This window comes from Bradyrhizobium sp. AC87j1 (assembly GCF_002936975.1).
Classification (GTDB): Bacteria; Pseudomonadota; Alphaproteobacteria; order Rhizobiales; family Xanthobacteraceae; genus Bradyrhizobium; species Bradyrhizobium shewense.
In genome coordinates, this window is the sequence record NZ_PTFE01000056.1 from 1 (window position 1) to 22,566 (window position 22,566).

Annotated in this window: 23 protein-coding genes and 1 pseudogene; 11 read left to right on the plus strand and 13 right to left on the minus strand. The window is 65.2% G+C overall.

All coding sequences use genetic code 11. The features are described from left to right. Positions 1 to 81: 81 nt before the first annotated feature. Positions 82 to 345: a hypothetical protein gene (locus CV770_RS25360; RefSeq protein ID WP_028143817.1), complete on the minus strand. Its 264-nt coding sequence runs from the start codon at positions 343 to 345 to the stop codon at positions 82 to 84. A gap of 140 nt (positions 346 to 485) precedes the next feature. Beyond that, positions 486 to 1,292: a creatininase family protein gene (locus CV770_RS25365; RefSeq protein WP_104464302.1), complete on the minus strand. Its 807-nt coding sequence runs from the start codon at positions 1,290 to 1,292 to the stop codon at positions 486 to 488. Positions 1,293 to 1,455: 163 nt separating this feature from the next. On the opposite strand from CV770_RS25365, the gene CV770_RS25370 reads away from it, so the two are divergent. The 7 genes from CV770_RS25370 (at position 1,456) to CV770_RS25400 (ending at position 6,678) form a co-directional block, all read left to right on the plus strand. Then, on the plus strand, positions 1,456 to 2,478 hold the full coding sequence (locus CV770_RS25370) for an ABC transporter substrate-binding protein (RefSeq protein WP_104464303.1): 1,023 nt from the start codon (positions 1,456 to 1,458) through the stop codon (positions 2,476 to 2,478). Positions 2,479 to 2,488: 10 nt separating this feature from the next. Continuing rightward, positions 2,489 to 3,304 carry an ABC transporter ATP-binding protein gene (locus CV770_RS25375; protein WP_091959818.1) on the plus strand — a complete coding sequence of 272 codons (816 nt, stop codon included), beginning with the start codon at positions 2,489 to 2,491 and terminating at the stop codon, positions 3,302 to 3,304. Further along, positions 3,301 to 4,119 carry an ABC transporter permease gene (locus CV770_RS25380; protein WP_104464304.1) on the plus strand — a complete coding sequence of 273 codons (819 nt, stop codon included), beginning with the start codon at positions 3,301 to 3,303 and terminating at the stop codon, positions 4,117 to 4,119. Before CV770_RS25375 ends, CV770_RS25380 begins: the two co-directional genes overlap by 4 nt. After that, positions 4,119 to 5,108 carry a 2-hydroxyacid dehydrogenase gene (locus CV770_RS25385; protein WP_092261246.1) on the plus strand — a complete coding sequence of 330 codons (990 nt, stop codon included), beginning with the start codon at positions 4,119 to 4,121 and terminating at the stop codon, positions 5,106 to 5,108. Before CV770_RS25380 ends, CV770_RS25385 begins: the two co-directional genes overlap by 1 nt. Continuing rightward, positions 5,108 to 5,800, plus strand: a complete 693-nt coding sequence (locus tag CV770_RS25390) for an AprI/Inh family metalloprotease inhibitor (RefSeq protein WP_104464305.1) — start codon at positions 5,108 to 5,110, stop codon at positions 5,798 to 5,800. Before CV770_RS25385 ends, CV770_RS25390 begins: the two co-directional genes overlap by 1 nt. Positions 5,801 to 5,901: 101 nt before the next feature. Beyond that, positions 5,902 to 6,276 (plus strand): hypothetical protein, encoded by a 375-nt coding sequence (locus tag CV770_RS25395; protein WP_091959833.1) that lies wholly within the window; start codon positions 5,902 to 5,904, stop codon positions 6,274 to 6,276. Positions 6,277 to 6,372: 96 nt separating this feature from the next. Further along, positions 6,373 to 6,678, plus strand: a complete 306-nt coding sequence (locus tag CV770_RS25400) for a YMGG-like glycine zipper-containing protein (protein ID WP_104464306.1) — start codon at positions 6,373 to 6,375, stop codon at positions 6,676 to 6,678. 93 nt (positions 6,679 to 6,771) lie between these two features. On the opposite strand, the gene CV770_RS25405 is transcribed toward CV770_RS25400, so the two are convergent. Then, the gene (locus CV770_RS25405) at positions 6,772 to 7,365 is read right to left on the minus strand and encodes a dihydrofolate reductase family protein (RefSeq protein WP_104464307.1); all 594 of its coding nucleotides are present in this window, start codon (positions 7,363 to 7,365) and stop codon (positions 6,772 to 6,774) included. A gap of 26 nt (positions 7,366 to 7,391) precedes the next feature. After that, the gene (locus tag CV770_RS25410) at positions 7,392 to 7,703 is read right to left on the minus strand and encodes a hypothetical protein (protein WP_161500028.1); all 312 of its coding nucleotides are present in this window, start codon (positions 7,701 to 7,703) and stop codon (positions 7,392 to 7,394) included. A 94-nt stretch (positions 7,704 to 7,797) separates the two neighbouring features. On the opposite strand from CV770_RS25410, the gene CV770_RS25415 reads away from it, so the two are divergent. Then, positions 7,798 to 8,220: a winged helix-turn-helix transcriptional regulator gene (locus CV770_RS25415; RefSeq protein WP_104464309.1), complete on the plus strand. Its 423-nt coding sequence runs from the start codon at positions 7,798 to 7,800 to the stop codon at positions 8,218 to 8,220. 52 nt (positions 8,221 to 8,272) lie between these two features. Here the strand turns inward: CV770_RS25415 and radC are convergent, their stop codons facing one another. The 3 genes from radC to CV770_RS25430 form a co-directional block, all read right to left on the minus strand. Then, entirely contained in the window at positions 8,273 to 8,986 is a 714-nt protein-coding gene (gene radC / locus CV770_RS25420) for a RadC family protein (RefSeq protein ID WP_091959846.1), read from the minus strand. Between the two features lie 92 nt (positions 8,987 to 9,078). Then, positions 9,079 to 9,897, minus strand: a complete 819-nt coding sequence (gene map / locus CV770_RS25425) for a type I methionyl aminopeptidase (RefSeq protein WP_018316408.1) — start codon at positions 9,895 to 9,897, stop codon at positions 9,079 to 9,081. 185 nt (positions 9,898 to 10,082) lie between these two features. After that, positions 10,083 to 11,399, minus strand: a complete 1,317-nt coding sequence (locus tag CV770_RS25430; protein WP_165637487.1) for a mechanosensitive ion channel family protein — start codon at positions 11,397 to 11,399, stop codon at positions 10,083 to 10,085. Positions 11,400 to 11,606: 207 nt separating this feature from the next. Between CV770_RS25430 and CV770_RS25435 the strand changes: the two genes are divergently transcribed. After that, positions 11,607 to 13,400, plus strand: coding sequence for a potassium/proton antiporter (locus CV770_RS25435; RefSeq protein WP_104464310.1), 1,794 nt, complete (start codon positions 11,607 to 11,609; stop codon positions 13,398 to 13,400). Positions 13,401 to 13,670: 270 nt separating this feature from the next. Here CV770_RS25435 and modC read toward each other — a convergent pair whose 3' ends face one another. From modC to mepA, 5 genes are all read right to left on the minus strand, one after another. After that, on the minus strand, positions 13,671 to 14,333 hold the full coding sequence (gene modC, locus CV770_RS25440) for a molybdenum ABC transporter ATP-binding protein (protein WP_091959850.1): 663 nt from the start codon (positions 14,331 to 14,333) through the stop codon (positions 13,671 to 13,673). Between the two features lie 2 nt (positions 14,334 to 14,335). Further along, positions 14,336 to 15,031 carry a molybdate ABC transporter permease subunit gene (gene modB, locus CV770_RS25445; RefSeq protein ID WP_104464311.1) on the minus strand — a complete coding sequence of 232 codons (696 nt, stop codon included), beginning with the start codon at positions 15,029 to 15,031 and terminating at the stop codon, positions 14,336 to 14,338. Positions 15,032 to 15,044: 13 nt separating this feature from the next. Next, a complete protein-coding gene (gene modA / locus CV770_RS25450; protein WP_104464312.1) occupies positions 15,045 to 15,830 on the minus strand; it encodes a molybdate ABC transporter substrate-binding protein in 786 nt (261 codons plus the stop codon). Between the two features lie 195 nt (positions 15,831 to 16,025). Beyond that, on the minus strand, positions 16,026 to 16,529 hold the full coding sequence (locus CV770_RS25455) for a hypothetical protein (RefSeq protein WP_201760034.1): 504 nt from the start codon (positions 16,527 to 16,529) through the stop codon (positions 16,026 to 16,028). A 325-nt stretch (positions 16,530 to 16,854) separates the two neighbouring features. Then, positions 16,855 to 17,799, minus strand: a complete 945-nt coding sequence (gene mepA / locus CV770_RS25460; protein ID WP_091959859.1) for a penicillin-insensitive murein endopeptidase — start codon at positions 17,797 to 17,799, stop codon at positions 16,855 to 16,857. A gap of 544 nt (positions 17,800 to 18,343) precedes the next feature. Here mepA and CV770_RS25465 point away from each other — a divergent pair. Beyond that, on the plus strand, positions 18,344 to 20,506 hold the full coding sequence (locus CV770_RS25465; RefSeq protein WP_104464314.1) for a putative bifunctional diguanylate cyclase/phosphodiesterase: 2,163 nt from the start codon (positions 18,344 to 18,346) through the stop codon (positions 20,504 to 20,506). Between the two features lie 135 nt (positions 20,507 to 20,641). Next, a complete protein-coding gene (locus CV770_RS25470) occupies positions 20,642 to 21,352 on the plus strand; it encodes an RDD family protein (protein ID WP_104464315.1) in 711 nt (236 codons plus the stop codon). Between the two features lie 6 nt (positions 21,353 to 21,358). Here CV770_RS25470 and CV770_RS25475 read toward each other — a convergent pair. Further along, positions 21,359 to 22,538: pseudogene (locus tag CV770_RS25475) on the minus strand (acyl-CoA dehydrogenase family protein). Positions 22,539 to 22,566 lie beyond the last annotated feature (28 nt).

Below are 22,566 nucleotides of genomic sequence, written 5' to 3' on the forward strand. Positions count from 1 at the left end.
GGGTCGGGGGCACGACACGGGGTGGATGAGGCGCCCGTGTCGGACGCAGGATCCACGTAAGATCGGCCTCAGGTACTCAAATCAGTAGCAGCTACGAACGCGGCCAACGTACTGGCCGAAAGCGTTGTACTGGGCGACCCAGCCGCAGCGGTGATAGCCGTAGTAATAGGGATCGTTGTTGGCGGCGATCGCGGAGCCGACGACGGCGGCGGTGGCGATGCCGGCACCAACACCCCAGACCCAACCGGGCTGCTTGGCTTCGGCCGAGGAGGTGGTGGACACGATGCTGCCGGTGACGGCGAGGGTCGCGAGAGCGAGAGCGGCAATCTTGGTCTTGATCGACATGTGAAACTCCATCCGGGGTTGAGGCGGTCCGTTGTGGCCCGCGTGCCCAGTTTGACGGAGGCTCCCCGCGTCCGGTTCGAATGCGGCAAATCCGCTCCCGGAGTGAGGAGTTTTCGTGAATGATTCCAATTGGATGCTGGTTAGCCGAGGGGTCCCTTGGCGAGCCTGTTCACGTCGAAGTTATCGACCTCGCTCAGCAGCTCGCAAAAAGCACAGGCGCCTTGATCGATGAGCTGCTCGCCCTTGGCCGCCACGGCCAATGTCGCATTGCCGACGGCGCCGCTGGCGTTGAGATCCTGCGCCTGCCAGGCGAACGGCGCGGGCCGCTGCGTCGACAGCCAGCGGTACTGCTGCTCCAGCGCCATGCTGCTCGCAGGAAAATCCGCGATGGCATCCTTGCGCACCTGATCGGGATAGCGCGCCAGCATGATCGAGGTCTCAACCGCGCCGCCATGAATGCCGTGGCGCACCTCGTCGGCCGGGAACAATGTGTCGGCGCCTGATAGCCGCGACCACGACGTCGTCACCACGAACAGTTTCTGATGCGCGCGCAGATCCTGCGCGATCAGCATCATGGCCGCGCTGTTGCCACCATGACTGGTGATGATGACGAGCTTCTTCACGCCGCGCCGCGCGACGTCCTCGCCGATCCCGGTCCATCGCTTCAGCGCGGTTTCAGTCGGCAGCGTCTGCGTGCCCGGATAGTCGATATGCTCGGTGGAAATCCCGACCGGTTCGACGGGAAGAAAACTGGCCGGAACGTTGTCGGGCAGAAGCTCGCGCACGCGCGTAAGGTACGCGTCCGCGATCAGCACGTCGGTGGTGAGCGGCAGATGCGGGCCGTGCTGCTCGGTCGCCGCCAGCGGCAGCACCGCGATCCAGCGCGACGTCTCCGCGGGGGGCGCATCGGCCCAGCGGATTTCGGTCCAGTCGCGGGATGGCATCATTGAGTTTTCTTTGGAGGTTTCATTGCCCGAATTTGTCACGTAATTTGGGATCAGGGGACGCGGGCCCGGCCGGCTCGTGTCCCCTGACGTCATGCGGTTTTATCGCGTTGGCCTGCCACGAGCTAGACGCGATTATGCTGGAAGCGATCGACGGAGTGCCATTATGACCCCCTCTCATCTGCGCAGAGCGCTAACTGCGGGCCTGATGACCGCTCTGATCTGGAGCGTCCCGGCGCGGGCCGAAACCCTGGACAAGGTTACCTTCGGCACCAATTGGGTCGCGGAGGCCGAGCATGGTGGCTTCTTCCAGGCGGTCGCTGACGGCACCTACAAGAAATACGGCCTCGACGTCACCATCGTTCCCGGCGGTCCGAACGAGAACAACCGGATGCTGCTGATCGCCGGCAAGATCGATTTCTTCATGGCCGCGAACACGCTGATGTCGTTCGACGCGGTCGCCAACAACGTTCCCGTCGTGACCATCGCCGCGATCTTCCAGAAGGATCCGCAGGTGATGTTGACGCAGCCGGATGCCAAGGTCAGCAAGATCGAGGACCTCAAGCCGCTGACGCTGTTCGTCTCCAAGGAGGGCATGGGCAGCTATTTCCAGTGGCTGAAGTCCGAATACGGCTTCAACGAGAAGAACGTGCGGCCCTATAATTTCAATCCGCAACCCTTCATCGCCAATCCCAAGAGCGCGATGCAGGGCTACGTCACCTCCGAGCCGTTCGCGGTGGAGAAGGCCGCCGGCTTCAAGCCGAACGTGCTGCTGCTCGCCGACTACGGCTTCAACACCTATTCGACCCTGATCGAGACGCGCCGCGACGTGGTCGAGAAGAAGCCCGACCTGGTGCAGCGTTTCGTCGATGCCTCCATGATCGGCTGGTACAATTACATCTACCGCGACAATTCCGCCGGCAACGCCATGATCAAGAAGCTCAATCCGGAAATGACCGACGACCTGCTGGCCTATTCCGTCGCCAAGATGAAGGAGCATGGCATCGTCGATTCCGGCGACAGTTTGAAGAACGGCATCGGCGCGATGAGCGACGAGCGCTACACCTCCTTCTTCAACAAGATGGTCAAGGCCGGCGTCGTGAAGCCCGAACTCGACTTCCGCAAATCCTACACGCTGCGCTTCGTCAACAAGGGCGTCGGCGTCGAGCTGCGCCCGGGCAAGCCGTAGCGCAAGCTCGATGTCATCAGGCAAAACCTCGTCCGCGGCCGACGCCGGCCTGACGCATCTCGCCGTCAGCCTGCGCGGTGTGACGAAGACCTATGACAACGGCGTCATGGCGCTCGGCCCGTTCGACCTCACTGTCCGCAAGGGCGAGTTCATCTCGCTGCTGGGTCCGTCCGGTTGCGGCAAGTCGACGGTGTTGCGGTTGATCGCGGAGCTCAGCGCGCCGTCCTCAGGCATCGTGCGGGTGGCCCATCACGAGGGCGTGGTGCAGCCGGGCCACGGTATCGGCTTCGTGTTTCAGGAGCCGACCTTGATGCCCTGGACCAGCGTGCGCGAGAATGTGAGGCTGCCGCTCAAGCTCGCCGGCGTGCCGAAGGCGGAGGCGCGCGGGCGTGCCGACGCGGCGCTGGCCAGCGTCGGGCTCGCCGATTTCGCCGATGCCTTTCCGCGCGAGCTCTCTGGCGGCATGAAGATGCGGGTGTCGCTGGCGCGCGCGCTCGTCACCGATCCGGATATCCTTCTGATGGACGAGCCGTTTGCCGCGCTCGACGAGATCACGCGCTTTCGTCTCAACAATGATCTGCTCGCGCTGTGGCGCAGCCTCGGCAAGACCGTCATCTTCGTCACCCATTCGGTGTTCGAATCCGTCTACCTGTCGCAGCGCGTGGTGGTGATGACGGCGCGGCCCGGCCGCATCCAGGCCGACATCCGCATCGAGACGGTCGAGCCGCGCAGCGAGACGTTTCGCACCTCCGCCGCCTATTCCGATTATTGCCGGAAGGTGTCGGCCGCGCTGGCGCCGTCTTATTCGGGGCAGTCGACGCTATGAGCGTGCAAGCTGCCGTCACCGCAAAACCGCGAGGCGCGCAACGCGCGATGCGCTTCGTGCTTCCCGTCATCGTGTTCGCGGCCGGCATCCTCGCCTGGGAACTCATGGTCCGCATCAAGGACATCCCGCCTTACGTGCTGCCCGCGCCCTCCGTCATCGTCCTGACGCTGATCAAGGACTGGGCGGTGCTGTCACAATCGCTCGCGACCACGCTTCTGACGACGCTGGAAGGTTTCCTCGCCGCCAGCATCGGCGGCGTCGCGCTGGCGCTGTTGTTCAACCAGTCGAAATGGGTGGAATATTCGCTGTTCCCCTATGCCATCGTCCTCCAGGTCACCCCGGTGATCGCGATCGCACCATTGCTGCTGATCTACCTGGAGCAGCAGACCGCAGTCGTGGTCTGCGCCTTCATTGTCGCCTTCTTCCCTGTGCTGTCCAACACCACGCTCGGGCTCAATTCGGTCGATCGCAACCTTGCCGGCCTGTTCCAGCTCTATGGCGCCTCAAAGCCGCAGACACTGCGCTTTCTCAAGCTGCCCGCGGCGTTGCCCTACATTCTCGGCGGCCTGCGCATCGCAGGCGGCCTGTCGCTGATCGGCGCGGTCGTGGCCGAGATTGCGGCCGGAACGGCCGGTGCGGGCTCCGGGCTCGCCTACAGGATCGCCGAGTCGGGCTATCGATTGAACATACCCCGCATGTTCGCAGCGCTGCTTTTGTTGTCGCTGGCCGGGATTGTCATCTATGGGGTGCTGGCGGTAGTTTCCCACCTCGTTTTACGGCGCTGGCATGAGAGCGCGCTTGGAAAGGAAAACTGATGGCTGCCGGTTCGATTTCGTCCGAAAAGATCGACCTTCTGATCTATGGTCCGGTGCGGCCGATCCTCGAGAACGGGTTTTCCGACCATTTCGTCGTGCACAAGGCCGAGACGCACGGCGACCTCGAACGGCTGACGCCGGCGATCCGCGAGAAGATCCGCGGCGTGGCGGTGACCTATCACACCGTCCGTGCCGACAAGGGTTCGCTGTCGCAGCTGCCCAAGATCGAGATGGTGGCAAGCTTCGGCGTCGGCTACGACCACGTCGATGCCAAATACGCGGCCGAGCACGGCATCATCGTCACCAACACGCCCGACGTGCTGACCGAGGAGGTCGCCGACGTCGCGATGGGGCTGCTGATCTCCACCTTGCGCGAGTTCATCAAAGCCGATCGCTACGTGCGCTCCGGCCTCTGGCAGACGCAGAACTATCCGCTCAGCGTCGGTTCGCTGCGCGATCGCAAGGTCGGCATCGTCGGCATGGGCCGGATCGGCCAGGCCATCGCGCGCCGGCTCGATGCCTCGCTGGTGCCGGTGGTCTACCACTCGCGCAATCCGTCCAAGGACGTCTCCTACAAGCACTATCCCGATCTGATCGAGATGGCGAAGGCGGTGGACACGCTGATGGTGATCGTGCCCGGCGGCGCCTCGACCAACAAGATGATCAATGCCGAGGTGCTCAAGGCGCTCGGCCCGCGCGGCGTGTTGGTCAACGTCGCGCGCGGCTCGGTGGTCGACGAGCCGGCGCTTGTGCAGGCGCTCAAGTCCGGCACCATCCTCGCCGCCGGCCTCGACGTGTTCGCGGCCGAGCCGACTGTGCCGGACGAGCTCAAGACCATGCAGAACGTCGTGCTGCTGCCGCATATCGGCTCGGCCTCGGTGGTGACGCGCAACGCGATGGACCAGCTCGTGGTCGACAACCTCAAGTCATGGTTCTCAGGCAAGGCGCCGTTGACGCCGGTGGCCGAAACGCCGTTCAAGGGGCGCTGATGCGAAGTCTTCGGGTCGTTGCATTCGCCGTCGCGGCCTCCTTGGCCGCGAACGGCGCTGCGCATGCGCAGGATGCAACGAGCCTGAAGAAAGAGATGCTCGGGCAGTGGGAGCTATCGACCACCGAGCGCAGCAAGACCTGCGTCGTCACGATGAAGGGCGACGCCGCGGCCCAGGGCTTCAAGCTCGAGCTGGAGCCGGCCTGCAAGGCGGCGCTGCCCTTCACCAAGGACATCGTCGCCTGGAGCGTCAGGGGCCTCGACATCGTCCGTCTGCAGGATGCGAGCGGTGAAGCCGTGATCGACTTCACTGAGGTCGAGGCCGGCATCTTCGAGGGCCTGCGCCAGGGCGAGGGCGTCTACATCCTGCAGGATCTCGCCGCGGCCCGCTCGATGGCCAAGTCGATGGACCAGATGATCGGCGACTGGGCGATGGTGCGCGGCAACGGCCAGCCGGTCTGCGGGCTGACGCTGACCAACACGGAAGCCGGCCAGGACAATTTCCAGGTCTTCCTCAAGCCGAAATGCGACGCGGCCATCGCGCAGTTCAACCCGACGCAATGGCGGCTGGAGCGCGGCCAGATCATCCTGATGTCGAAATCGGGCAACGTCTGGCAGTTCGAAGCCGACGACAACGCACAGTGGCGGCGCGTCCCCGATACCGCCGATCCCCTGATCATGCTGCGTCAATAGGCGGCCCGACATTCGTTGCCGCGAATGGCGCCACGCGAAGGCGGAACCTGCAGACCGGGCATCTCGTTGACGGAAGAGGTGATTTCGTTGGGAGATCCGGCATGGCCAAGCGCGTCCTCGCGATCGGCATCGAACCCGGCAGTGCCGACTACAGCGCATTCCCGCAGCTCACGCCGGAGCTCGTGCGAACCTACATCGAGGCCCAGCTGTTGCGCCTGCGCGATCTCGGCTTCGAGGTCACGAGCTGCCTGATCGATCTCGACGTCACCGCGGAAGCCGGCGTCACGGCGGCGCTGCGCGACGAGCGCTTCGACTGCGTCGTGATCGGCGCCGGCCTGCGCGAGCCGAAGGAGCGCCTCGTGCTGTTCGAGAAGGTGCTCAACCTCGTCCATCGCCTGGCGCCGGACGCTGCGATCTGCTTCAACACCACGCCCGCCGATACCGTCGAGGCCGTGCAGCGCTGGGTCGAACCGTAACCTTCGGCCTGAGGCCCCGCGCTGGCTGCGACAATTGGTCTGGTCCGGCGCCGTCCCGAGCGCTATGACTGGCGGCATCAACCGGGAGGATTCGGGATGCTTCGAGCTGTTGGAATGGCGGTGTGTCTGACGGTTGCGATGGCGGTGCCGGCGCATGAGGCCGCCGCCCAGGATGCCATCGGCGGCGCGATCATCGGCGGCGTCGGCGGGGCGATCCTCGGTGGCGCGCTCGGCGGAGGCCGCGGTGCTGCCATCGGCGCCGTCGTCGGTGCCGGCACGGGCGCCGCGATCGCCTCCGAAGGCGAGCGCCGCCGCTCCGGTTACTACGCCTATCAGCGCGGCTGCTACATGCAGCGCCCGGACGGCCGCTACGTCCCGGTCGATCCGCGGTATTGCTACTGACGGTGTGCGAACCGTCGACCGTATTGCTCCAACCTGCTTCAGCTAGGCTTCGATGCTTGTCACCGTGCTCCGCCGCTTCCGACACGCATTGTGTCAGGTCTGGGCCATCGGCGCATAGCGGCTGACCACAATCCCGCAATCATAGGCCTGACAGCCGAGGAGACGGAGCTTGTCAAAGCCGCTCTGATCGAAGATGCGTCGTCCGCTGCCCAGTGCTGCCGGATTGACGTAAAACTGGAATTCGTCCACCAGTCCGGCGGCGATCAGTGCTGAGGCGAAACTTGCGCCCCCGAAGACGGCTATATTGCCGCCTTGCTGCGCTTTCAGAGCACTGACCTCGCGCGGGAGGTTTCCGCTGCATACGATCGTGCGCTCCCAGCGGGATTTCTGCAATCTGTCGCTTGGAACCACCTTCTGGATGTCGACGATGCGCCGTGCAAATGCGTAGAAGGGATCTTGCGCGAATTTCTTGGCGGCGTTGCCCCAATGGTCGAGGTACCCCTCTTCAACCATCTTACGGCTCAGCAGGATGCTGTCGATTGACTCAAAGTGACCATTGAAATCACGCTTGAGCACTTCATCCCAGGGGTTGTGGTCGCCCCAGCCCCAAACTTGCCAATCGCGGGCACGGTCCGCGCCGACAAAGCCGTCGACCGACATCTGCATTTGAAGAACGAGTTTCCTCATCTCCGAACTCCCTTGAAATTGCTGTCTCAGGCGTGACCGGCTGCACCGAAGGCGCGTTCGGCCCAGCGCTCCAGTGACGTCGGGGCTGTGTTCCGTGGACCCGGCGCCTCCATTGCCCAGCGCTCGCCATTGTTGAAGCTTCTGGCAGTCTCGATCAGCGCGTCGGCAAAACTCGCCGATATGCCGTTTTCGATCATGCCCGCGCGAACGTTCGAATAGGGCGCTGCTTGATAGGCAACCTGCCTGCCGAGAGCACGGCCGAGGATCTCGACCTCACTGGTGACGCCAACCACCACAATCGTTCGCTGACCTCCAGTCGATCGCTCCAAACGGGTCATGGCTTCCTAACTTCGATCAGCGATTTACATTTGCAATCATTGGCGCGGGATGCTAATGGTGTCAATAGTAAATCGCTTTAAAAATGGAATTGTAATGGCGGGCAAAGAGAAGTCGGGCTGTCCGGTCAATCTTTCGCTGGAGATCGTCGGCGATCGATGGACGTTGTTGATCATTCGCGACATGGTGTTTGCGGGAAAAAAGCACTTCAGGGAGTTCCTGCACTCGGATGAGGGCATTTCATCGCGCACCCTCGCAGAACGGCTGCAGACCCTTCTGGACGAAGGGATCGTCACTCGTCACGACGATCCCAATCACAAGCTCAAGACGGTGTACCAGCTGGCGCAGGCCGGAATTGATCTGCTGCCCGTGCTGGTGAGTCTCGGCGATTGGGGCAACCGCTATCGTCCCGCCGATCCTCGGTTGGGGGCCATCGCCAAAGAACTCGCCGGCGGTGGACCCAAGGCGATCGCGCGCATGAAGCGGAAGCTTGCCTCAGAGCATCTGGCCGCTGAATGACGTCAACTCGCCAGGTCCAGTTACTTCGTCGAGACTGACTTCCCTGGAAGTGTCAAATCAACCGCATCCCGCGCAGGCTGGCGTGGCCACTCTTGCCGACGATGATGTGGTCGTGCACGGCAATCCCGAGTGGTTTTGCGATGTCGATGATCGCTTTGGTCATCTGGATGTCGGCCTGCGAGGGCGAGGGATCGCCGGAGGGATGGTTGTGGACGAGGATCAAGGCGGTCGCCGATAATTCCAGCGCGCGCTTGATCACTTCGCGCGGATAGACCGGGGTGTGGTCGACGGTGCCGGTCTGCTGCACCTCGTCGGCGATCAGCTGGTTGCGCTTGTCGAGAAACAGCAGGCGAAACTGCTCCTTCTCGGCAAACGCCATGCTGGAGCGGCAATAGTCGATCACCTCGTTCCAGGACGACAGCGCGTTGCGGCTGTTGACCTCGCCTTTGGTCACGCGGCTCGCGGCGGCCGCAATCAGCTTGAGCTGGTTGATCGCGGCCTCGCCGATGCCGTCAACCTCGCGCAAGCGCGCCACCGGCGCGTGCACGACCTCGGCGAACGAGCCGAAAATCTTGATCAGCGTTTTCGCGAGCGGCTTGGTGTCGCGCCGCGGCAGCGCCGGAAACAGCGCCATCTCCAGGAGTTCATAATCGCTCAGCGCATCCGCGCCGGCGCTGTAGAAGCGCTCGCGCAGCCGCTCGCGATGGCCGTGATAGTGCGGCGGGTCCTCAGGCTTGCTCTTGTCGTGGTCCGGCTTGGCGGGCATCGGCCGCCAGCATTGCCGCGGAACCGCGTTTTTGCAACCGTCAATTGCGGGGACAAATGCGGTTCACGTCCGGCCGGCGAGCCTTTGAAGCCTTACCCGATCTGCTTCTCGCCGTGCCGCTCCGACAGCGTAAAAATCTCGACGCCATCAGCGGTGACGCCGACGGAGTGCTCGAACTGCGCCGACAGCGAACGGTCGCGGGTGACGGCGGTCCAGCCGTCGGAGAGGATCTTCACATGCGGCTTGCCGAGATTGATCATCGGCTCGATGGTGAAGAACATGCCAGGCTTGAGCTGCACGCCTTCGCCGGGCCGGCCGATATGAATGATGTTCGGCTCGTCGTGGAACATGCGCCCGAGGCCATGGCCGCAGAAATCGCGCACCACGCTCATGCCCTGCGGCTCGACGAAGCTCTGGATGGCGTGGCCGATGTCGCCGGTGGTGGCGCCGGGCTTCACCGCGGCGATGCCGCGCATCATCGCTTCATACGTCACCTCGATCAGCCGCTCGGCCTTGCGGGCGATCGGGCCGACCGCATACATCCGGCTGGAATCGCCGTACCAGCCGTCGACGATGAAGGTGACGTCGATGTTGACGATGTCGCCTTCCTTTAGCGGACGGTCACCGGGCATGCCGTGACAGACGACGTGGTTGAGCGAGGTGCAGGTCGAGTAGCGATAGCCGCGATACATCAGCGTCGCCGGATAGGCATTGTTGCTGAAGGCGAAGTCGCGGACGAATTCGTCGATGCGCTCGGTCGGCACGCCGGGCCCGACGATGTCGGTGAGCTCGTCGAGGCACTTCGCCACCAGCGCGCCCGCCTTGCGCATGCCGGCAAAGGCACTCGGCCCATGCAGCTTGATCTGTCCGGTCTTGCGCAGGGAGGTATCGGAGGCTTCGACGTAGCTCATGCGGGCGCAATCTTCTGAGGTGGGCTCGATATCGGCGGAAAGTCTTGATTTCAGGCCCCAATTTAATGATTGCGGGCCTTCGTGCAAGCCAAGGCAGAGCGTTTTCGAGCGAAGTGGCTACCGGTTCGTGTGAAGAAAACGCGTCAAAATAAGGATCTTGCCGCCTCTTGCGCCCGAAAGCGGGCCTAATTCGGGACTTCTACGGAGGTTTCCACCGGCAGCGCGCCGCCGCGGACCCGGATTTCGCGGACGGGGTAGGGAACCCGGATGCCCTCGCGCTTGAAAGCGTCCCACAGCGACAGCATCACGTCACTCTTGACGTTGTCCATGCCGTCGGGGTCCGCGATCCAGAAGGTCAGCGAGAACTTCATCCCGGCTTCGGCGAACTCGGTCAGGATGGCGTTCGGCGGCTTGCCCTTGGTGGCGCGCGGATGGGCCGCTGCGGTCTCGGCGGCGAGCTTGGTGACCAGGCGGGGGTCGGCGTCGTAGTTGGTGCCGAAGGCGATCTTCACCAGCGTGTTCTTGTCGGTATAGGTCCAGTTGACGACCTTCTGCGTCACCAGATCCTCGTTCGGCACCAGGAACTCGCGGCCGTCGCCGGCGGCGACGGAAATATAACGCGTCTTCATCGCGCTGATGCGGCCGGTATTGTCGCCGATGGTGACGAGGTCGCCGGGCTTCACCGATTTGTCGGCGAGCAGGATGATGCCCGAGATGAAGTTGGCCACGATCTTCTGCAGGCCGATACCGATGCCGACGCCGACCGCGCCGGAGAACACCGCGAGCGCCGACAGGTCGATACCGACCGCGCCGAGCGCAATGACGATTGCGATGGCAAGAAGCCCGATGCGGATGATCTTGACCAGCAGCACCTGCACCGACGGCGTCAGGTCGGTGGTTGCGTTGATCCGGCTCTCGGCGAAATTGCTCGCGATGTTGGTGAGCCACAGCGCGATCAGCAGGAGCGCGCCGGCCTTGAGGACCAGCAGCGGGGTCAGCCTGAGACCACCGAGCACGATCGCGTAGGAATCGAGCAGGTCGACCGTCGTATCGAGCTGGCCGAGGATCGAGAGCGCGGCGAGAAGCCACGCCGTGATCGACACCAGGCGGACGATGAAGGCATTGCGCAGCACCGAGGTCACCAGCCGGATCACGAGCCATGCGAAGCCCAGCTTGGCGGCGACCATCAGCAGATAGGAGCGGCTCGGCCAGGTCGCGTGGTACATCACCACGCGCGAGATGATCACGAGCAGCGTGAAGACCGCCGTCGAGGCGCTGGAGACCATCACCCGGGCGAAGTGCCGGAGCGGCAGCGGCCAGCGCATCGTCAGCGCGGTCATGTCGACCCGGTTGCGCACGCCGGTCTCCGCGGCATAGGCGATGCCGGCCGCGGCCAGGATGAGACCGAATTGCAGGTAGAACCAGGGCGACGAGATTTCCGCCCCGACGCTGCGCGCGGTGGTCTGCACGAACTCCATGAAGTCCTTGAGGTCCATGTCCATCGGTCTCGTCGGCAAGCGGGGAGGAATTGATTCGAGGGAGCCGCAGAATCCCACAAAGGGCGCGGCCGGGCCATCGATACACCGCTAAGTGAAGCGCGTTAAGGCCGCAAAACGCGGGCAGATTGCCGCGAGCGGAAGAAAATGGGTTGGCGCGCGAGTCTGCCGACGATAAGGATGCAATTCCAGCTGTTTTTACCCGGAAGGTGGATGGCTTCCCTCGACTCCGTCAGCATTGCCATTTTGCTCGGCGCCGTCCTCGTGATGGCCGGTATCCTGTCGAGCCTGCTTGCGCTGCGCTTCGGCGCGCCCTTGCTGCTCGTCTTCCTTTTGATCGGCATGCTCGCGGGCGATTCCGGCCCCGGCCAGCTCCAGTTCGACGACGTCCGCACCACCTATCTGGTGGGCTCTGTCGCGCTGGCCTTGATTCTGTTCGACGGCGGCTTGAAGACGCGCTTTGCCAGCATCCGCACCGTGCTCGCCCCGTCCGTGGTGCTCGCGACCGTCGGCGTGCTCTTGACCGCGCTGATCACGGCGCCGTTCGCCAAATACGCGCTCGACCTCAACTGGACGGAGTCGCTGCTGGTCGGCGCGGTGGTCGCCTCGACCGACGCCGCCGCCGTCTTCCTGCTGGTGCATACCCAGGGTCTGCGCCTGCGCCCGCGCGTCGGCGCGACGCTGGAGGCCGAATCCGGCACCAACGATCCTTTCGCGATCTTCCTCACTTTGATGCTGGTCGAATACATCTCGCTGGGATCGAGCTCCGCAAGCCATGTGGCGATGGAGTTCATCCAGGAGGCGGTGCTGGGCGCCGTGGTCGGCGTCTTCGGCGGACGGCTCGTCGTCATCGCGCTCAACAAGGTCGCGCTGCCGCAGGGCCTGCACGCGCCGTTCGTGACGACTGCGGCCCTCGTGATCTTTGGCGGCTCGCAGATCATGCACGCCTCCGGCTTCCTCGCGGTCTATCTGGCCGGCATCATCATCGGCAACCGGCCGACCCGCGCGCACAATTCGGTAGTGGCTTTCCTCGATGCCGCGACCTGGCTGGCGCAGATCGTGATGTTCGTGCTGCTCGGCCTGCTGGTCTCGCCAAGCCGGTTAGGGGCCAGCGTCTTGCCGGCGGTCGGGGTCTCCTTCGTGCTGATGCTGGTGGCGCGGCCAATCGCGGTGTTCGTGTGCCTGGCGCCATTCCGCTTCAACTGGCGCGAAAAGATCTTCATCGCCTGGACCGGCCTGCGCGGTGCCGTCGCGATCTTCCTGGCCTCGATCCCGATGCTGGTCGGCTTGTCCAAGGCCTATCTCTATTTCGACGTCGCCTTCGTCGTCGTCATCATCTCGCTGCTCTTGCAAGGCTGGACGCTGGCACCCGCCGCGCGCAAGCTGCATGTCGCTCTGCCGCGCGCCGAGCGCGGTCCGCGCCGTGTCGAGCTGGATCTACCCGGGCAGCTCGAGCAGCAGCTGGTCGGCTATCCGGTGCGGCCCAAGAGCCTGTATTTCCGTCGCGGCCTGATCCCGTCCTGGTCCAAGCCGACGCTGGTGATCCGCAACGAGAACATCTTGACGCCGCTAGAGGCCGACCCCATCGCGCCCGGCGACTACATCTACCTGCTGGCGCCGCCGGAAAAGGCCGAGTCGCTGGACCGCTTCTTCGTCGACATGCAGCCGAGCTCGGCGCCCGATCCGCATCTGCTCGGCGACTTCATGGTCTCCGGCGAGCACACGCTGGCCGAACTTGCGGAGATCTACGGCGTCAAGGTCGGCGAGGACGAGAGCAAGCTGACGCTGGCCGATTATTTCGACGTCCATCTCGACCGCGCCCCGAAGGAGGGCGCCGAGTTGCCGCTGGACGAGATCGTGCTGGTCGCGCGCAGCATTTCCGGCGGCCGCGTCAATGTCGTCGGCCTGCGCCTGCCGGAAGAAGACGAGGCGCCGCCGCCGCTGACGCGCGCGCAGGCGCTGCGGAAGAAGCTCGCGGATGTGTGGACCTCGGTGGCGGGGGTTTAGCGAGGCTCTCGTGTCCCGGACGCGCTGCAACGCGCAAGCGTTGCTGCGCAGAGCCGGGACCCATGGTGGATGTGGGCCCCGGCTCTGCGCCGCATCACTACGTGCTGCGTCGCGTCCGGGGCACGAGAGAAACTCCGCAATGACGGCGAGGCTCGACCTTCGCTTTTCGAACAACAGTTCGTAGCCCGGATGGAGCGCAGCGTAATCCGGGGCCGCTGTATCGGTACGGAAGAGTCCCGGATTGCGCTGCGCTCCATCCGGGCTACGGTCTCACGCCAGCACCTTCACTCCGCCAAAACTCGTCACCCGCCCCTGCTTCAGCATCACGATCTGCGTCGCGAGCTGGCGCAGCTCGGCGGCGTCGTGGCTGACATAGACCATCGGCACGTTGGCCTCGTCGCGCAGCCGCACCAGATAGGGCAGGATCTCGAGCTTGCGGCCTTCGTCGAGCGCGCCGAGCGGCTCGTCGAGCAGCAGCAGGCGCGGTTTTGCCAGCAGCGCGCGTCCGAGCGCGACGCGCTGGCGCTCGCCGCCGGAGAGCTTTCCAGGGCGGCGGCCGAGCAGGGTGCCGATGTCGAGCAGGTCGATGACGCGCTTGTGCTGCGCCGGATCCGGCGCCAGGCGGTTCATCTGCCGTCCATAGTCGAGATTCTGCGCGACGTTGAGATGCGGGAACAGCCGCGCATCCTGGAACACATAGCCGATGCGGCGGCGCCAGGTCGGGATATGGATGCCGGCCGCGGTGTCGTCGACGGTCTCGCCGTCGAGCACGATGGTGCCGCGGTCCGGCCGCAGCAGCCCCGCGATCATGTTGACCAGTGACGTCTTGCCGGCGCCCGAGGCGCCGAACAGGCCGATGACGCGGCCCTCGCCGGTGAACGATGCGGCGAGCGAGAATTCACCGAGTTGTTTTTCGACATCGACGCGCAGCATGGTCAATTCCCGTGCAGGCGCGCAGTGGCGCGGCGGGCGAACCATTCGGCGGCGATCAGCGCGCCCAGCGCCAGCACGATCGAGACGATCACGAGCCGGCCGGCCGCGGCGTCACCGTCCGGCGTCTGGATCAGCGAGTAGATCGCGGACGAGATCGTCTGGGTCTCGCCGGGAATGTTGGAGACGAAGGTGATGGTGGCGCCGAACTCGCCGATCGCCTTGGCAAAGCCGAGCACCATGCCGGCGAGCACGCCCGGCAGAGCCAGCGGCAGCGTCACCGTGAAGAATACTTTCCATGGCGCGGCGCCGAGCGTCTCGGCGGCCTGCTCGAGCCGGCGGTCGATCGCCTCGATCGACAGCCGCATCGGCCGCACCAGCAGCGGAAACGACATCACGCCGCAGGCCAGCGCGGCGCCGGTCCAGCGGAACGAGAAGACGATGCCGAGCTGGTCGGCGAGGAATCCGCCGACGAGGCCGCGGCGGCCGAACGTCAGCAAGAGCAGATAGCCGGTGACGACAGGTGGCAGCACCAGCGGCAGATGCACGACGGCGTCGAGCATCGACTTGCCCCAGAAATCGCGCCGCGCCAGCAGCCACGCCAGCGCGATGCCGAATGGCGTCGCCACCAGCGTTGCGATGATCGCGACCCTGAGCGAGAGCAGGATCGCGGTCCATTCGGCGGGAGAGATGTCGAACATCAAGTGGTGATTATCAGATTGTCGGGCTGACCAGGAACTTGAAGCCGTATTTTTCCAAAATGGTCTTGGCGGCGGAGGAGCGCAGGAAGGCGAGATAGTCGCTGGTCCCGTCCTTCGCCGTCGTGGTCGCGGCGACCGGATAGATGATCGCGGGATGCGAGCCCGCCGGGAAGGTGCCGACGATCTTGACGCCTGGCTCGGCCTTGGCGTCGGTGGCATAGACGATGCCGAGGTTGGACTCGCCGCGCGCCACCAGCGTCAGCGCGGCGCGCACGCTCTCGGCCATCGCGAATTTCGGCTCGGCGGCCTGCCAGGCGCCGAGCTTCTCAAGCGCGGCCTTGGCGTATTTGCCGACGGGTACGGACTTGACGTCGCCGGTCGCGATCCTGCCGTCGCCGGCGAGCTTGGCGAGGTCGAAGCCTTGCGCGATTGTGACGTTGGCGATCTTGGAATCCTTCGGCGCGATCAGCACGATGCTGTTGCCGAGCAGATTGACTCTGGAAGGCTCGTTGATGGTCTTCTTGGAGATCGCGTAATCCATCCAGTCGGTGTCGGCGGAGACGAACACGTCGGCCGGCGCGCCCTGCTCGATCTGCCTCGCCAGCACCGAGCTCGCGGCATAGCTGACCGAGAACTTGACGCCGGTCCTGGCGGTGTAGGCGGCGTCGATCTCGTCGAGGGCGTTCTTCATCGACGCCGCGGCGAACACGGTGATGGTCTTGTCCTCGGCGGCGGCCGGCGAAAGGCTCGCGCTTGCGAGGATCACGAGGGCGGTGAAAAGTCGACAAATGCGTAACATGGGGAGCGCTCCGTGCGAGTCCGCGCGCGCAAGATGCACGCACAGGTCTGGCGTTGGTGGGTCAGGTCGCGACGGGTGGAAGCGCTGCTCCACGGGGCCCGGCTGCGGCTTACGGCCGGCAGGGATATCGCAATTGCGAAGATAGCAGGCTGGCGCCCGAGGTCAAAGGGTGGCCGCTTGTCCGGCCGGGCGGGCCTATTGCGCCGGCAGGATCGCGATCCCGACCGAATTCTCCTTGGCGCCGCTGAGCTGAAGTACGAAAGGCTGCGCCGAAAGCTCGTATTTCACGGTCTTGCGGATGCCACCGCAATCGGTCGCACCGCTGAAGGCCACGGGCTTGAGAACATGCCCATCCTGGACCACGTCGATCCAGGCGCCGGCGGACAGGCTGATCGTGTAGAGCCCGGCCGTGGCGGACTTGACGCTGGTGAAGCCGGCAAAGCTGCCGTCCTTGGGCGCGCGCTCCGGCGGCGTCGGCAGTTTTGCCTCGCTTGGGGCAACCAGTCCCAGCGTGATGGCCGAGGAGGGCAAGCTCGCCTGCTCGCTGCCCGATGCGAGCGTTGTGCGGTCCGGCGCGGTGAGCGCGGCGCGCTCGCGCTCGATCGGCCATTTGAACTTGTCGCAGCCGCTCGGTTCTTCAGCGGCGAGAGCGGAGGTCGGGCCGAACGAGAGCGCAGCGAGGACGGCGAGAACGCGCATGTGAAATCCCATCGTTGGCCGCGCGAGCGGTGCGAGGCTTGCGGTCAGGCTTGTTCGACGGGATGCGCGTCCCGGAGATGCCGCAGCTTACGGCTGAGCGGCAACGCCATTGTACCGCATTCACGTGGTACGAACCAACCAACGAGTTCGTCATCCCGGGGCGCGCGCAGCGCGAGCCCGGGATCCATAGCCACAGGATTGTGTTTGGCGAAGATTCGGAGTGGCCACCTCGCGCCATAACCACTCCCTGTGGTTATGGGTCCCGGGCTCGCTTCGCGCCCCGGGACGACAGCATTGGGTGGGGCGGCAGCGCGGCCCACACACACTACGGCTTTGCATCCGCCCCATGCAGCACCGCTTTGCATGCCGCCGGCATCTGCGCCAGCGTCATCGGCGGTTTCGGCTTCGGCGGCTCCGGCGGCGGCTTGGGGTGCAGCACCGCGTCGGAGAACCAATAGGCGAGATCGGCGGGCTTGCAGCCTTCGTCCTCGGACTGCGACGGCTGGCCCTCGCATTCGCCGGCGCCTGGCGGGCAGTGCATGCGGATGTGGAAGTGGTAGTCGTGGCCCCACCAGGGCCGGATCTTCGACAGCCAGGCGCGGTCGCCCTTGGCCTCGCGGCACAGCGCCTTCTTGATCGCGGCGTTGACGAAGATGCGCTGCACCGCCGGCTCCCGGGCCGCGTCGCGCAGCACCAGCACATGGCCAGGTGTGAACACTTTTGGATCGATGTCGAGCCGGTCGTGGCGCACCATCATCACCGCCGACATGTCCTCGCGCTCCTCGCGCGAGAGGCGGCGGTCCGGCATCGGCGTCAGCCAGATGTCGGCATCGAGGCCGATCTGGTGGCTGGCATGACCCGACAGCGCCGGCCCGCCGCGCGGTTGGGCGATGTCGCCGACCAGGATGCCCGGCCATCCCGCGTCCTTGCGCGCTTTGGCCGCGAGCCGCTTGATCAGCGCGATCATCTCGGGGTGGCCGTAGCTGCGGTTGCGCGACAGCCGCATCACCTGCCAATTGTCGCCGTTGAGCGGCATCTGCTCGGCGCCGCCGATGCAGCCCTTGGTGTAGGAGCCGATGACATGGGCCGCCCCCTTCGACGGCAGCAGCTTGCGCGCGAACAGCTCCTTGGCGGCGAGATCGGGGTCGTTGGGATTGGCCAGCGGCGGCAGCGGCTTCGGGTTCACGCTACCCTTGTCCTGGGCCAGCGCGCCGCCGGCGGTCAGGAACGTCGCTAAAAGCAGGAGAGGGGCGAGGCGGCGGGGACTCATGCGCAGCCCTTATAGCCCAACACGGCGTCGGGGTTAAGAATCGGGCTGTGCTGCGGCGGACGATCTCACAGCGTCTTGACGGCCGTTGCCCCAGTGCGAAGGCGCGCCCGGCATGTCGATCCCCATATCCAACAGGGTCGTCCAAAAGTCGTGGTTTTTTCATGGGGCCAGCCGGATTCTTAACACTGCGATAACCGTATCCTGCATTGACCAAAATTCTTGCGCGGAGCGAGAGCCGTTTTCGTCCTGCATGCAAGCTGATGCGTTTTCGGAATTGAATCATGAATAGCGCGCATATTTGCGTCACGTCTTTCTCCGCTAGCGGCGAGGCAACAGGTTTGCCGTGCCCTGTGACGCTGCTGCGCCTCTCAAACAGGCAAATCGATCCGGTTTACAGTTGCCGCAAGGCGCGGCCCCGGCCGGCCGGGCCACCCAAGATTACTTTTTTTTCAGACACTTGCCCCAAAACTTGCGCCGTTGGGCGCGACTGGGACGAGTGAAGTTGGGTTTGGGGTCTCGAAAAACAAGAAAACGAAAGCAAAGCGTGCTTGCCCGGGCTGGTCAATCGCCGCGCAAGCCGCGCTTCGCGCGCGCGCCGCGAGGTCTTTCGGAACGCGATGAAGTCCTGCGCAGCCGTGCCGAGGCGGAAGCCGCGATCGCGGACGCGCGCAAATCCCATGAGCGCCTGCGCCAGGCCGTCGACATCCTGCCGCAGGGCATCGTATTTCTCGACGCCGAAGGCCGCTACGTCCTCTGGAACAAGAAATACGCCGAGATTTACAGCAAGACCGCCGATCTGTTCGAAGAGGGCGCGCGTCTCGAAGACACGTTGCGCATCGGCGTCGCCCGCGGCGACTATCCGGAGGCCATCGGCCATGAGGACGAGTGGATCGCCGAGCGGCTGCAAAGGCTCTATCAGCCCGGCGCACGCCACGAGCAGAAGCTGTCGGACGGCCGCGTCATCCTGATCGACGAGCGCCTGACCGACGATGGCGGCGTCGTCGGCCTGCGCGTCGACATCACCGAGTTGAAGCAGCGCGAGGCCTCGTTCCGCCTGCTGTTCGACGGCAATCCCGTTCCCATGATCGTCTGCGCGCTGGACGACGAGCACATCCTCGGCGTCAACGACGCCGCGGTCGCACATTACGGCTACAGCCGCGCCGACTTCGAGCGGTTGAAGATCCGCTCGCTGCAGGCCTTCGACAGCGAGCCGCCCTGGACCGCTGATCCGACCGGCGCGGAGCAGGCCGGCCGCACCTGGAAGCACGTCAAGGCCGACGGCGCGCTGATCGACCTTGCGATCTATTCCCGCGAATTGACCTATGCCGAGCGGCCGGCGGTGCTGCTCGCGCTGATGGACATCACCGAACGCAAGCGCGCCGAGGCGCGGCTCGCCTTCATGGCCCAGCACGACGGCCTGACCGGCCTGCCGAACCGCAGCCTGCTGCGCCAGCAGGTCGACGAGATGCTGCTGCACACGCGGCGCAGCACCGACAAGGTCGCGCTGCTGATGCTGGGGCTCGACAGTTTCAAGTCGGTCAACGACACGCTGGGACATGCGGTCGGCGACAAGCTGCTGCGCGGCGTCGCCAAGCGGCTGCGCTCCACCTTGCGCGAGGAAGACGCGCTGGCACGGCTCAACTCCGATGAGTTCGCGATCGTGCAGAGCGGCCTGACGCGCCCCGAGGACGCGGTGATGCTGGCAAAACGTCTGCTTGCGGCGATCGCCGATCCCTATCTGCTCGACGGCCATTCCGTGGTGATCGGCGCCTCGATCGGCATCGCGATGGCGCCCGGCGACGGCGATGATTCCGAAAAGCTGCTCAAGAGCGCCGACATGGCACTGTCGCGCGCCAAGCTGGACGCGCGCGGCAGCTTCGCCTTCTTCGAGGCCGCGCTCGACGCGAAAGCGCAGACCCGCCGCAAGATCGAGGTCGAGCTGCGCGACGCGATCCAGAACGACGTGCTGCGCCCTTATTACCAGCCGCTGATCGACCTCCAGAGCGGCCGCATCACCGGCTTCGAGGCGCTGGTGCGCTGGCCGCATGCCGAGCGCGGCATGATCTCGCCGGCCGAGTTCATTCCGGTCGCCGAGGACACCGGCCTGATCAATCCGCTCGGCGGGTTGATGCTGCGCCGGGCGTGCCTGGACGCCGCGACCTGGCCGGACGACGTTCGCGTCGCGGTCAATCTGTCGCCGCTGCAGTTCCGTAGCGGCAATCTGCTTTCGATCGTGACGGACGCCTTGAGGTATTCCGGCCTGCCGCCGCGGCGGCTCGAGCTCGAGATCACCGAGACGCTGCTGCTGGAGAAGAGCGCGCAGGTGCTGGCGACGCTGCATGCGCTGCGCGCGCTCGGGGTGCGCATCTCGATGGACGATTTCGGCACCGGCTATTCCAGCCTCAGCTATTTGCGCAGCTTCCCGTTCGACAAGATCAAGATCGACCAGTCCTTCGTGCGGGATCTCGGGGCCAACCGCGAGGCCCAGGCGATCATCCGCTCCATCGTCAGCCTCGGCAAAGGCCTGGGGGTCATCATCACCGCCGAGGGCGTCGAGACCGAAGCCGAGCTCAGCTGCCTCCGCACCGAGGGCTGCGACGAAGGCCAGGGCTTCCTGTTCAGCAAGGCAAGGCCGAACGCCGAGATCATCAGCCTGCTGGCCGCGCAACGCGGCATCGACGGCGAGGACGCCGCGCTGGTGGCGTGAGCGGCACAGGAGGCCGTCATGCAGAAACTTGCGCGTCCCAAAGCATGCGCGTCATATGCGATTGCTGGCGGATGGTCGAACCTGCCGCAGGTTGGCGGCGTCTCAGGGATCGAATGAACCGATGCGGCTTCTCTCATGACCTCCGATGCTCCTCCGCTGGCCGGACCGCGCTATGCCCGCTTCTCGCGGCGGTTCAAGGCCGTTCTGCTCGACTGGATGCTGGCGATGGCCCTGCTGTTCGGCGCCCTGGCGATCGCGAGCAATGTCGCGAGCGATGGGCTCAGCCGGATTCTCGGCGTTGCAGTCGTCGTTATCCTGCTGCTCTACGAGCCGGTGCTCGTCTGGCGCGCCGGCGGAACGCTCGGGCATATCTGGACGAATTTGCGCGTCATCGACGATCGCGGCGGCAATTTGAGCTTCGCCAAGGCGTTCGCACGCTTTGCCGTGAAGGGCATCCTGGGCTGGTATTCGTTCGTGATCCTGGCTGCCACGCGCCGCAACCAGGCGGTTCACGATCTACTCACGCATTCGACCGTGCAGATCCGCGATCCCGCCAGGGCGAAGCCCGGCCAGTTCATCACGGAGCGGCGTGAGGATGATCCGACGATGCCCTCGCGGCTGCGGCGTACGCTCGTCTATCTTGCGCTCAGCGTCTTCCTCTATTTCGGCGTGGTCGCAGCCTTGGTCCGAAGCGGCGTCCTGTCCCGCGCGTGCCTCAACCAGGACATTTGCTCAGGAGGCGACCGCATCGTCGACCTCGCCGCCGCCGCGGCTTTCCTTCTGACGATTGCCCTGGTGATCGGCATGGGCTGGCGAGGCCGGCTGCCCGGCGCCCGCAAGGCGTAGACGAATTCACCGCTTGGCATCGACGCTGGCCGCCAAAATCGCCTTCCCCACATCCTCATAGTGCGTGTCCCGCGCCTGGATCTGCTGCGCGATCGCGTGCATGTCGCGAAACCGGCGTTCGAACGGGTTGCTGCGGAACACCGCGGTCGCGCCGGCCATGTGATAGGCGGTGTCGACCACCTTTGTCGATTGATGGATGGTCCAGGTCGCGGCCAGTCGCACCGCGCTGCGATGCGCTGAACTCACCCGTCGCGGACAGCTCGTGCCACATCGCAGCCGCGGTGGCATAAAGATAGGCGCGCGCGGCGCGCAAATCGCCTTCGGTGCGGCCGATCAGGCCCTGCACCGCCCCTTTGTCGCGCATCGCGCCGGCCGCCAGCGAGGGCCGCTTTTCGCGCGCAAGTGCAATCGCCGCATCCAGCGTCGCGCGTGCCACGCCGAGCGACACCGCGGCAAAGCCGAGGCTGAAGGCGGAGCCGGTGCCGATCCTGTAGAGCGGTCCCTTCCCGCGCAAGCCGGACGGCACGTCGCGGAACGCCGTGAAGCGCTCGGGGATGAAGAGGTCGCTCACCTCGTAGGAATCGGTGCCGGTGCCGGCGAGCCCGATCGCCTGCCAGACATCGTGCAACGTCGCGCTTGCGGCGGGAAACAGAATGGTCCGCACTTCCGGCGAGCCATCGGCGTTCCTGCGCGGCGTGCCGTCAACCCCGAGGATGCGCACATGCGCGCCCAGCCAGCTCGCCTGCCGCGAGCCCGAGGCGAAATCCCAGCGCGCCGTGACGCGATAGCCGCCCGCGACCGCGCGCGCCTCGTGCGCGATCGCGCCCCACGCCAGGATCCCGGGCGCGGTGTTGAAGATCTCCTGCGCGGTATCGCGATCGAGCGAGGCCGCGATCATCGCGCAGACGCTGCACTGGCCGAGACACCAGGCCGTGGACGCATCGGCCTTCGCGATCTCTTCCTGCATCTGCATGAAGGTTTCAATGGGAGCTTCAGCCCCGCCGAGGCTCTGCGGCAGCAGCGCGCGATAAAGGCCGTTCTCGATCAGCGCGGAGACGACGGCCGGCGTCAGCCGCCGCGTCCGCTCGATCTCGTCCGCTTCGCCCGCAATCAGCGGGGCGAGCGCCCGGGCACGTTCGACCAGACCAACTCCGGGAGTTGCGTTCATGCGCGTTTCCTCGCCCATTCTGCCGTGAGCGGTGAGATGCGCGATG

What these genes read in the sequence shown, in the direction of transcription:
- CV770_RS25435 (WP_104464310.1), top strand. Translation starts at nt 11,607, where the DNA reads ATGGCTTCCCTCGACTCCGTCAGCATTGCCATTTTGCTCGGCGCCGTC.
- CV770_RS25360 (WP_028143817.1), bottom strand. Translation starts at nt 345, where the DNA reads ATGTCGATCAAGACCAAGATTGCCGCTCTCGCTCTCGCGACCCTCGCC.
- CV770_RS25410 (WP_161500028.1), bottom strand. Translation starts at nt 7,703, where the DNA reads ATGACCCGTTTGGAGCGATCGACTGGAGGTCAGCGAACGATTGTGGTG.
- CV770_RS25470 (WP_104464315.1), top strand. Translation starts at nt 20,642, where the DNA reads ATGACCTCCGATGCTCCTCCGCTGGCCGGACCGCGCTATGCCCGCTTC.
- CV770_RS25405 (WP_104464307.1), bottom strand. Translation starts at nt 7,365, where the DNA reads ATGAGGAAACTCGTTCTTCAAATGCAGATGTCGGTCGACGGCTTTGTC.
- mepA (WP_091959859.1), bottom strand. Translation starts at nt 17,799, where the DNA reads ATGAGTCCCCGCCGCCTCGCCCCTCTCCTGCTTTTAGCGACGTTCCTG.
- CV770_RS25455 (WP_201760034.1), bottom strand. Translation starts at nt 16,529, where the DNA reads ATGCGCGTTCTCGCCGTCCTCGCTGCGCTCTCGTTCGGCCCGACCTCC.
- CV770_RS25385 (WP_092261246.1), top strand. Translation starts at nt 4,119, where the DNA reads ATGGCTGCCGGTTCGATTTCGTCCGAAAAGATCGACCTTCTGATCTAT.
- modB (WP_104464311.1), bottom strand. Translation starts at nt 15,031, where the DNA reads ATGTTCGACATCTCTCCCGCCGAATGGACCGCGATCCTGCTCTCGCTC.
- modC (WP_091959850.1), bottom strand. Translation starts at nt 14,333, where the DNA reads ATGCTGCGCGTCGATGTCGAAAAACAACTCGGTGAATTCTCGCTCGCC.
- CV770_RS25415 (WP_104464309.1), top strand. Translation starts at nt 7,798, where the DNA reads ATGGCGGGCAAAGAGAAGTCGGGCTGTCCGGTCAATCTTTCGCTGGAG.
- CV770_RS25370 (WP_104464303.1), top strand. Translation starts at nt 1,456, where the DNA reads ATGACCCCCTCTCATCTGCGCAGAGCGCTAACTGCGGGCCTGATGACC.
- CV770_RS25430 (WP_165637487.1), bottom strand. Translation starts at nt 11,399, where the DNA reads ATGGACATGGACCTCAAGGACTTCATGGAGTTCGTGCAGACCACCGCG.
- CV770_RS25380 (WP_104464304.1), top strand. Translation starts at nt 3,301, where the DNA reads ATGAGCGTGCAAGCTGCCGTCACCGCAAAACCGCGAGGCGCGCAACGC.
- map (WP_018316408.1), bottom strand. Translation starts at nt 9,897, where the DNA reads ATGAGCTACGTCGAAGCCTCCGATACCTCCCTGCGCAAGACCGGACAG.
- CV770_RS25365 (WP_104464302.1), bottom strand. Translation starts at nt 1,292, where the DNA reads ATGATGCCATCCCGCGACTGGACCGAAATCCGCTGGGCCGATGCGCCC.
- radC (WP_091959846.1), bottom strand. Translation starts at nt 8,986, where the DNA reads ATGCCCGCCAAGCCGGACCACGACAAGAGCAAGCCTGAGGACCCGCCG.
- CV770_RS25395 (WP_091959833.1), top strand. Translation starts at nt 5,902, where the DNA reads ATGGCCAAGCGCGTCCTCGCGATCGGCATCGAACCCGGCAGTGCCGAC.
- modA (WP_104464312.1), bottom strand. Translation starts at nt 15,830, where the DNA reads ATGTTACGCATTTGTCGACTTTTCACCGCCCTCGTGATCCTCGCAAGC.
- CV770_RS25390 (WP_104464305.1), top strand. Translation starts at nt 5,108, where the DNA reads ATGCGAAGTCTTCGGGTCGTTGCATTCGCCGTCGCGGCCTCCTTGGCC.
- CV770_RS25400 (WP_104464306.1), top strand. Translation starts at nt 6,373, where the DNA reads ATGCTTCGAGCTGTTGGAATGGCGGTGTGTCTGACGGTTGCGATGGCG.
- CV770_RS25375 (WP_091959818.1), top strand. Translation starts at nt 2,489, where the DNA reads ATGTCATCAGGCAAAACCTCGTCCGCGGCCGACGCCGGCCTGACGCAT.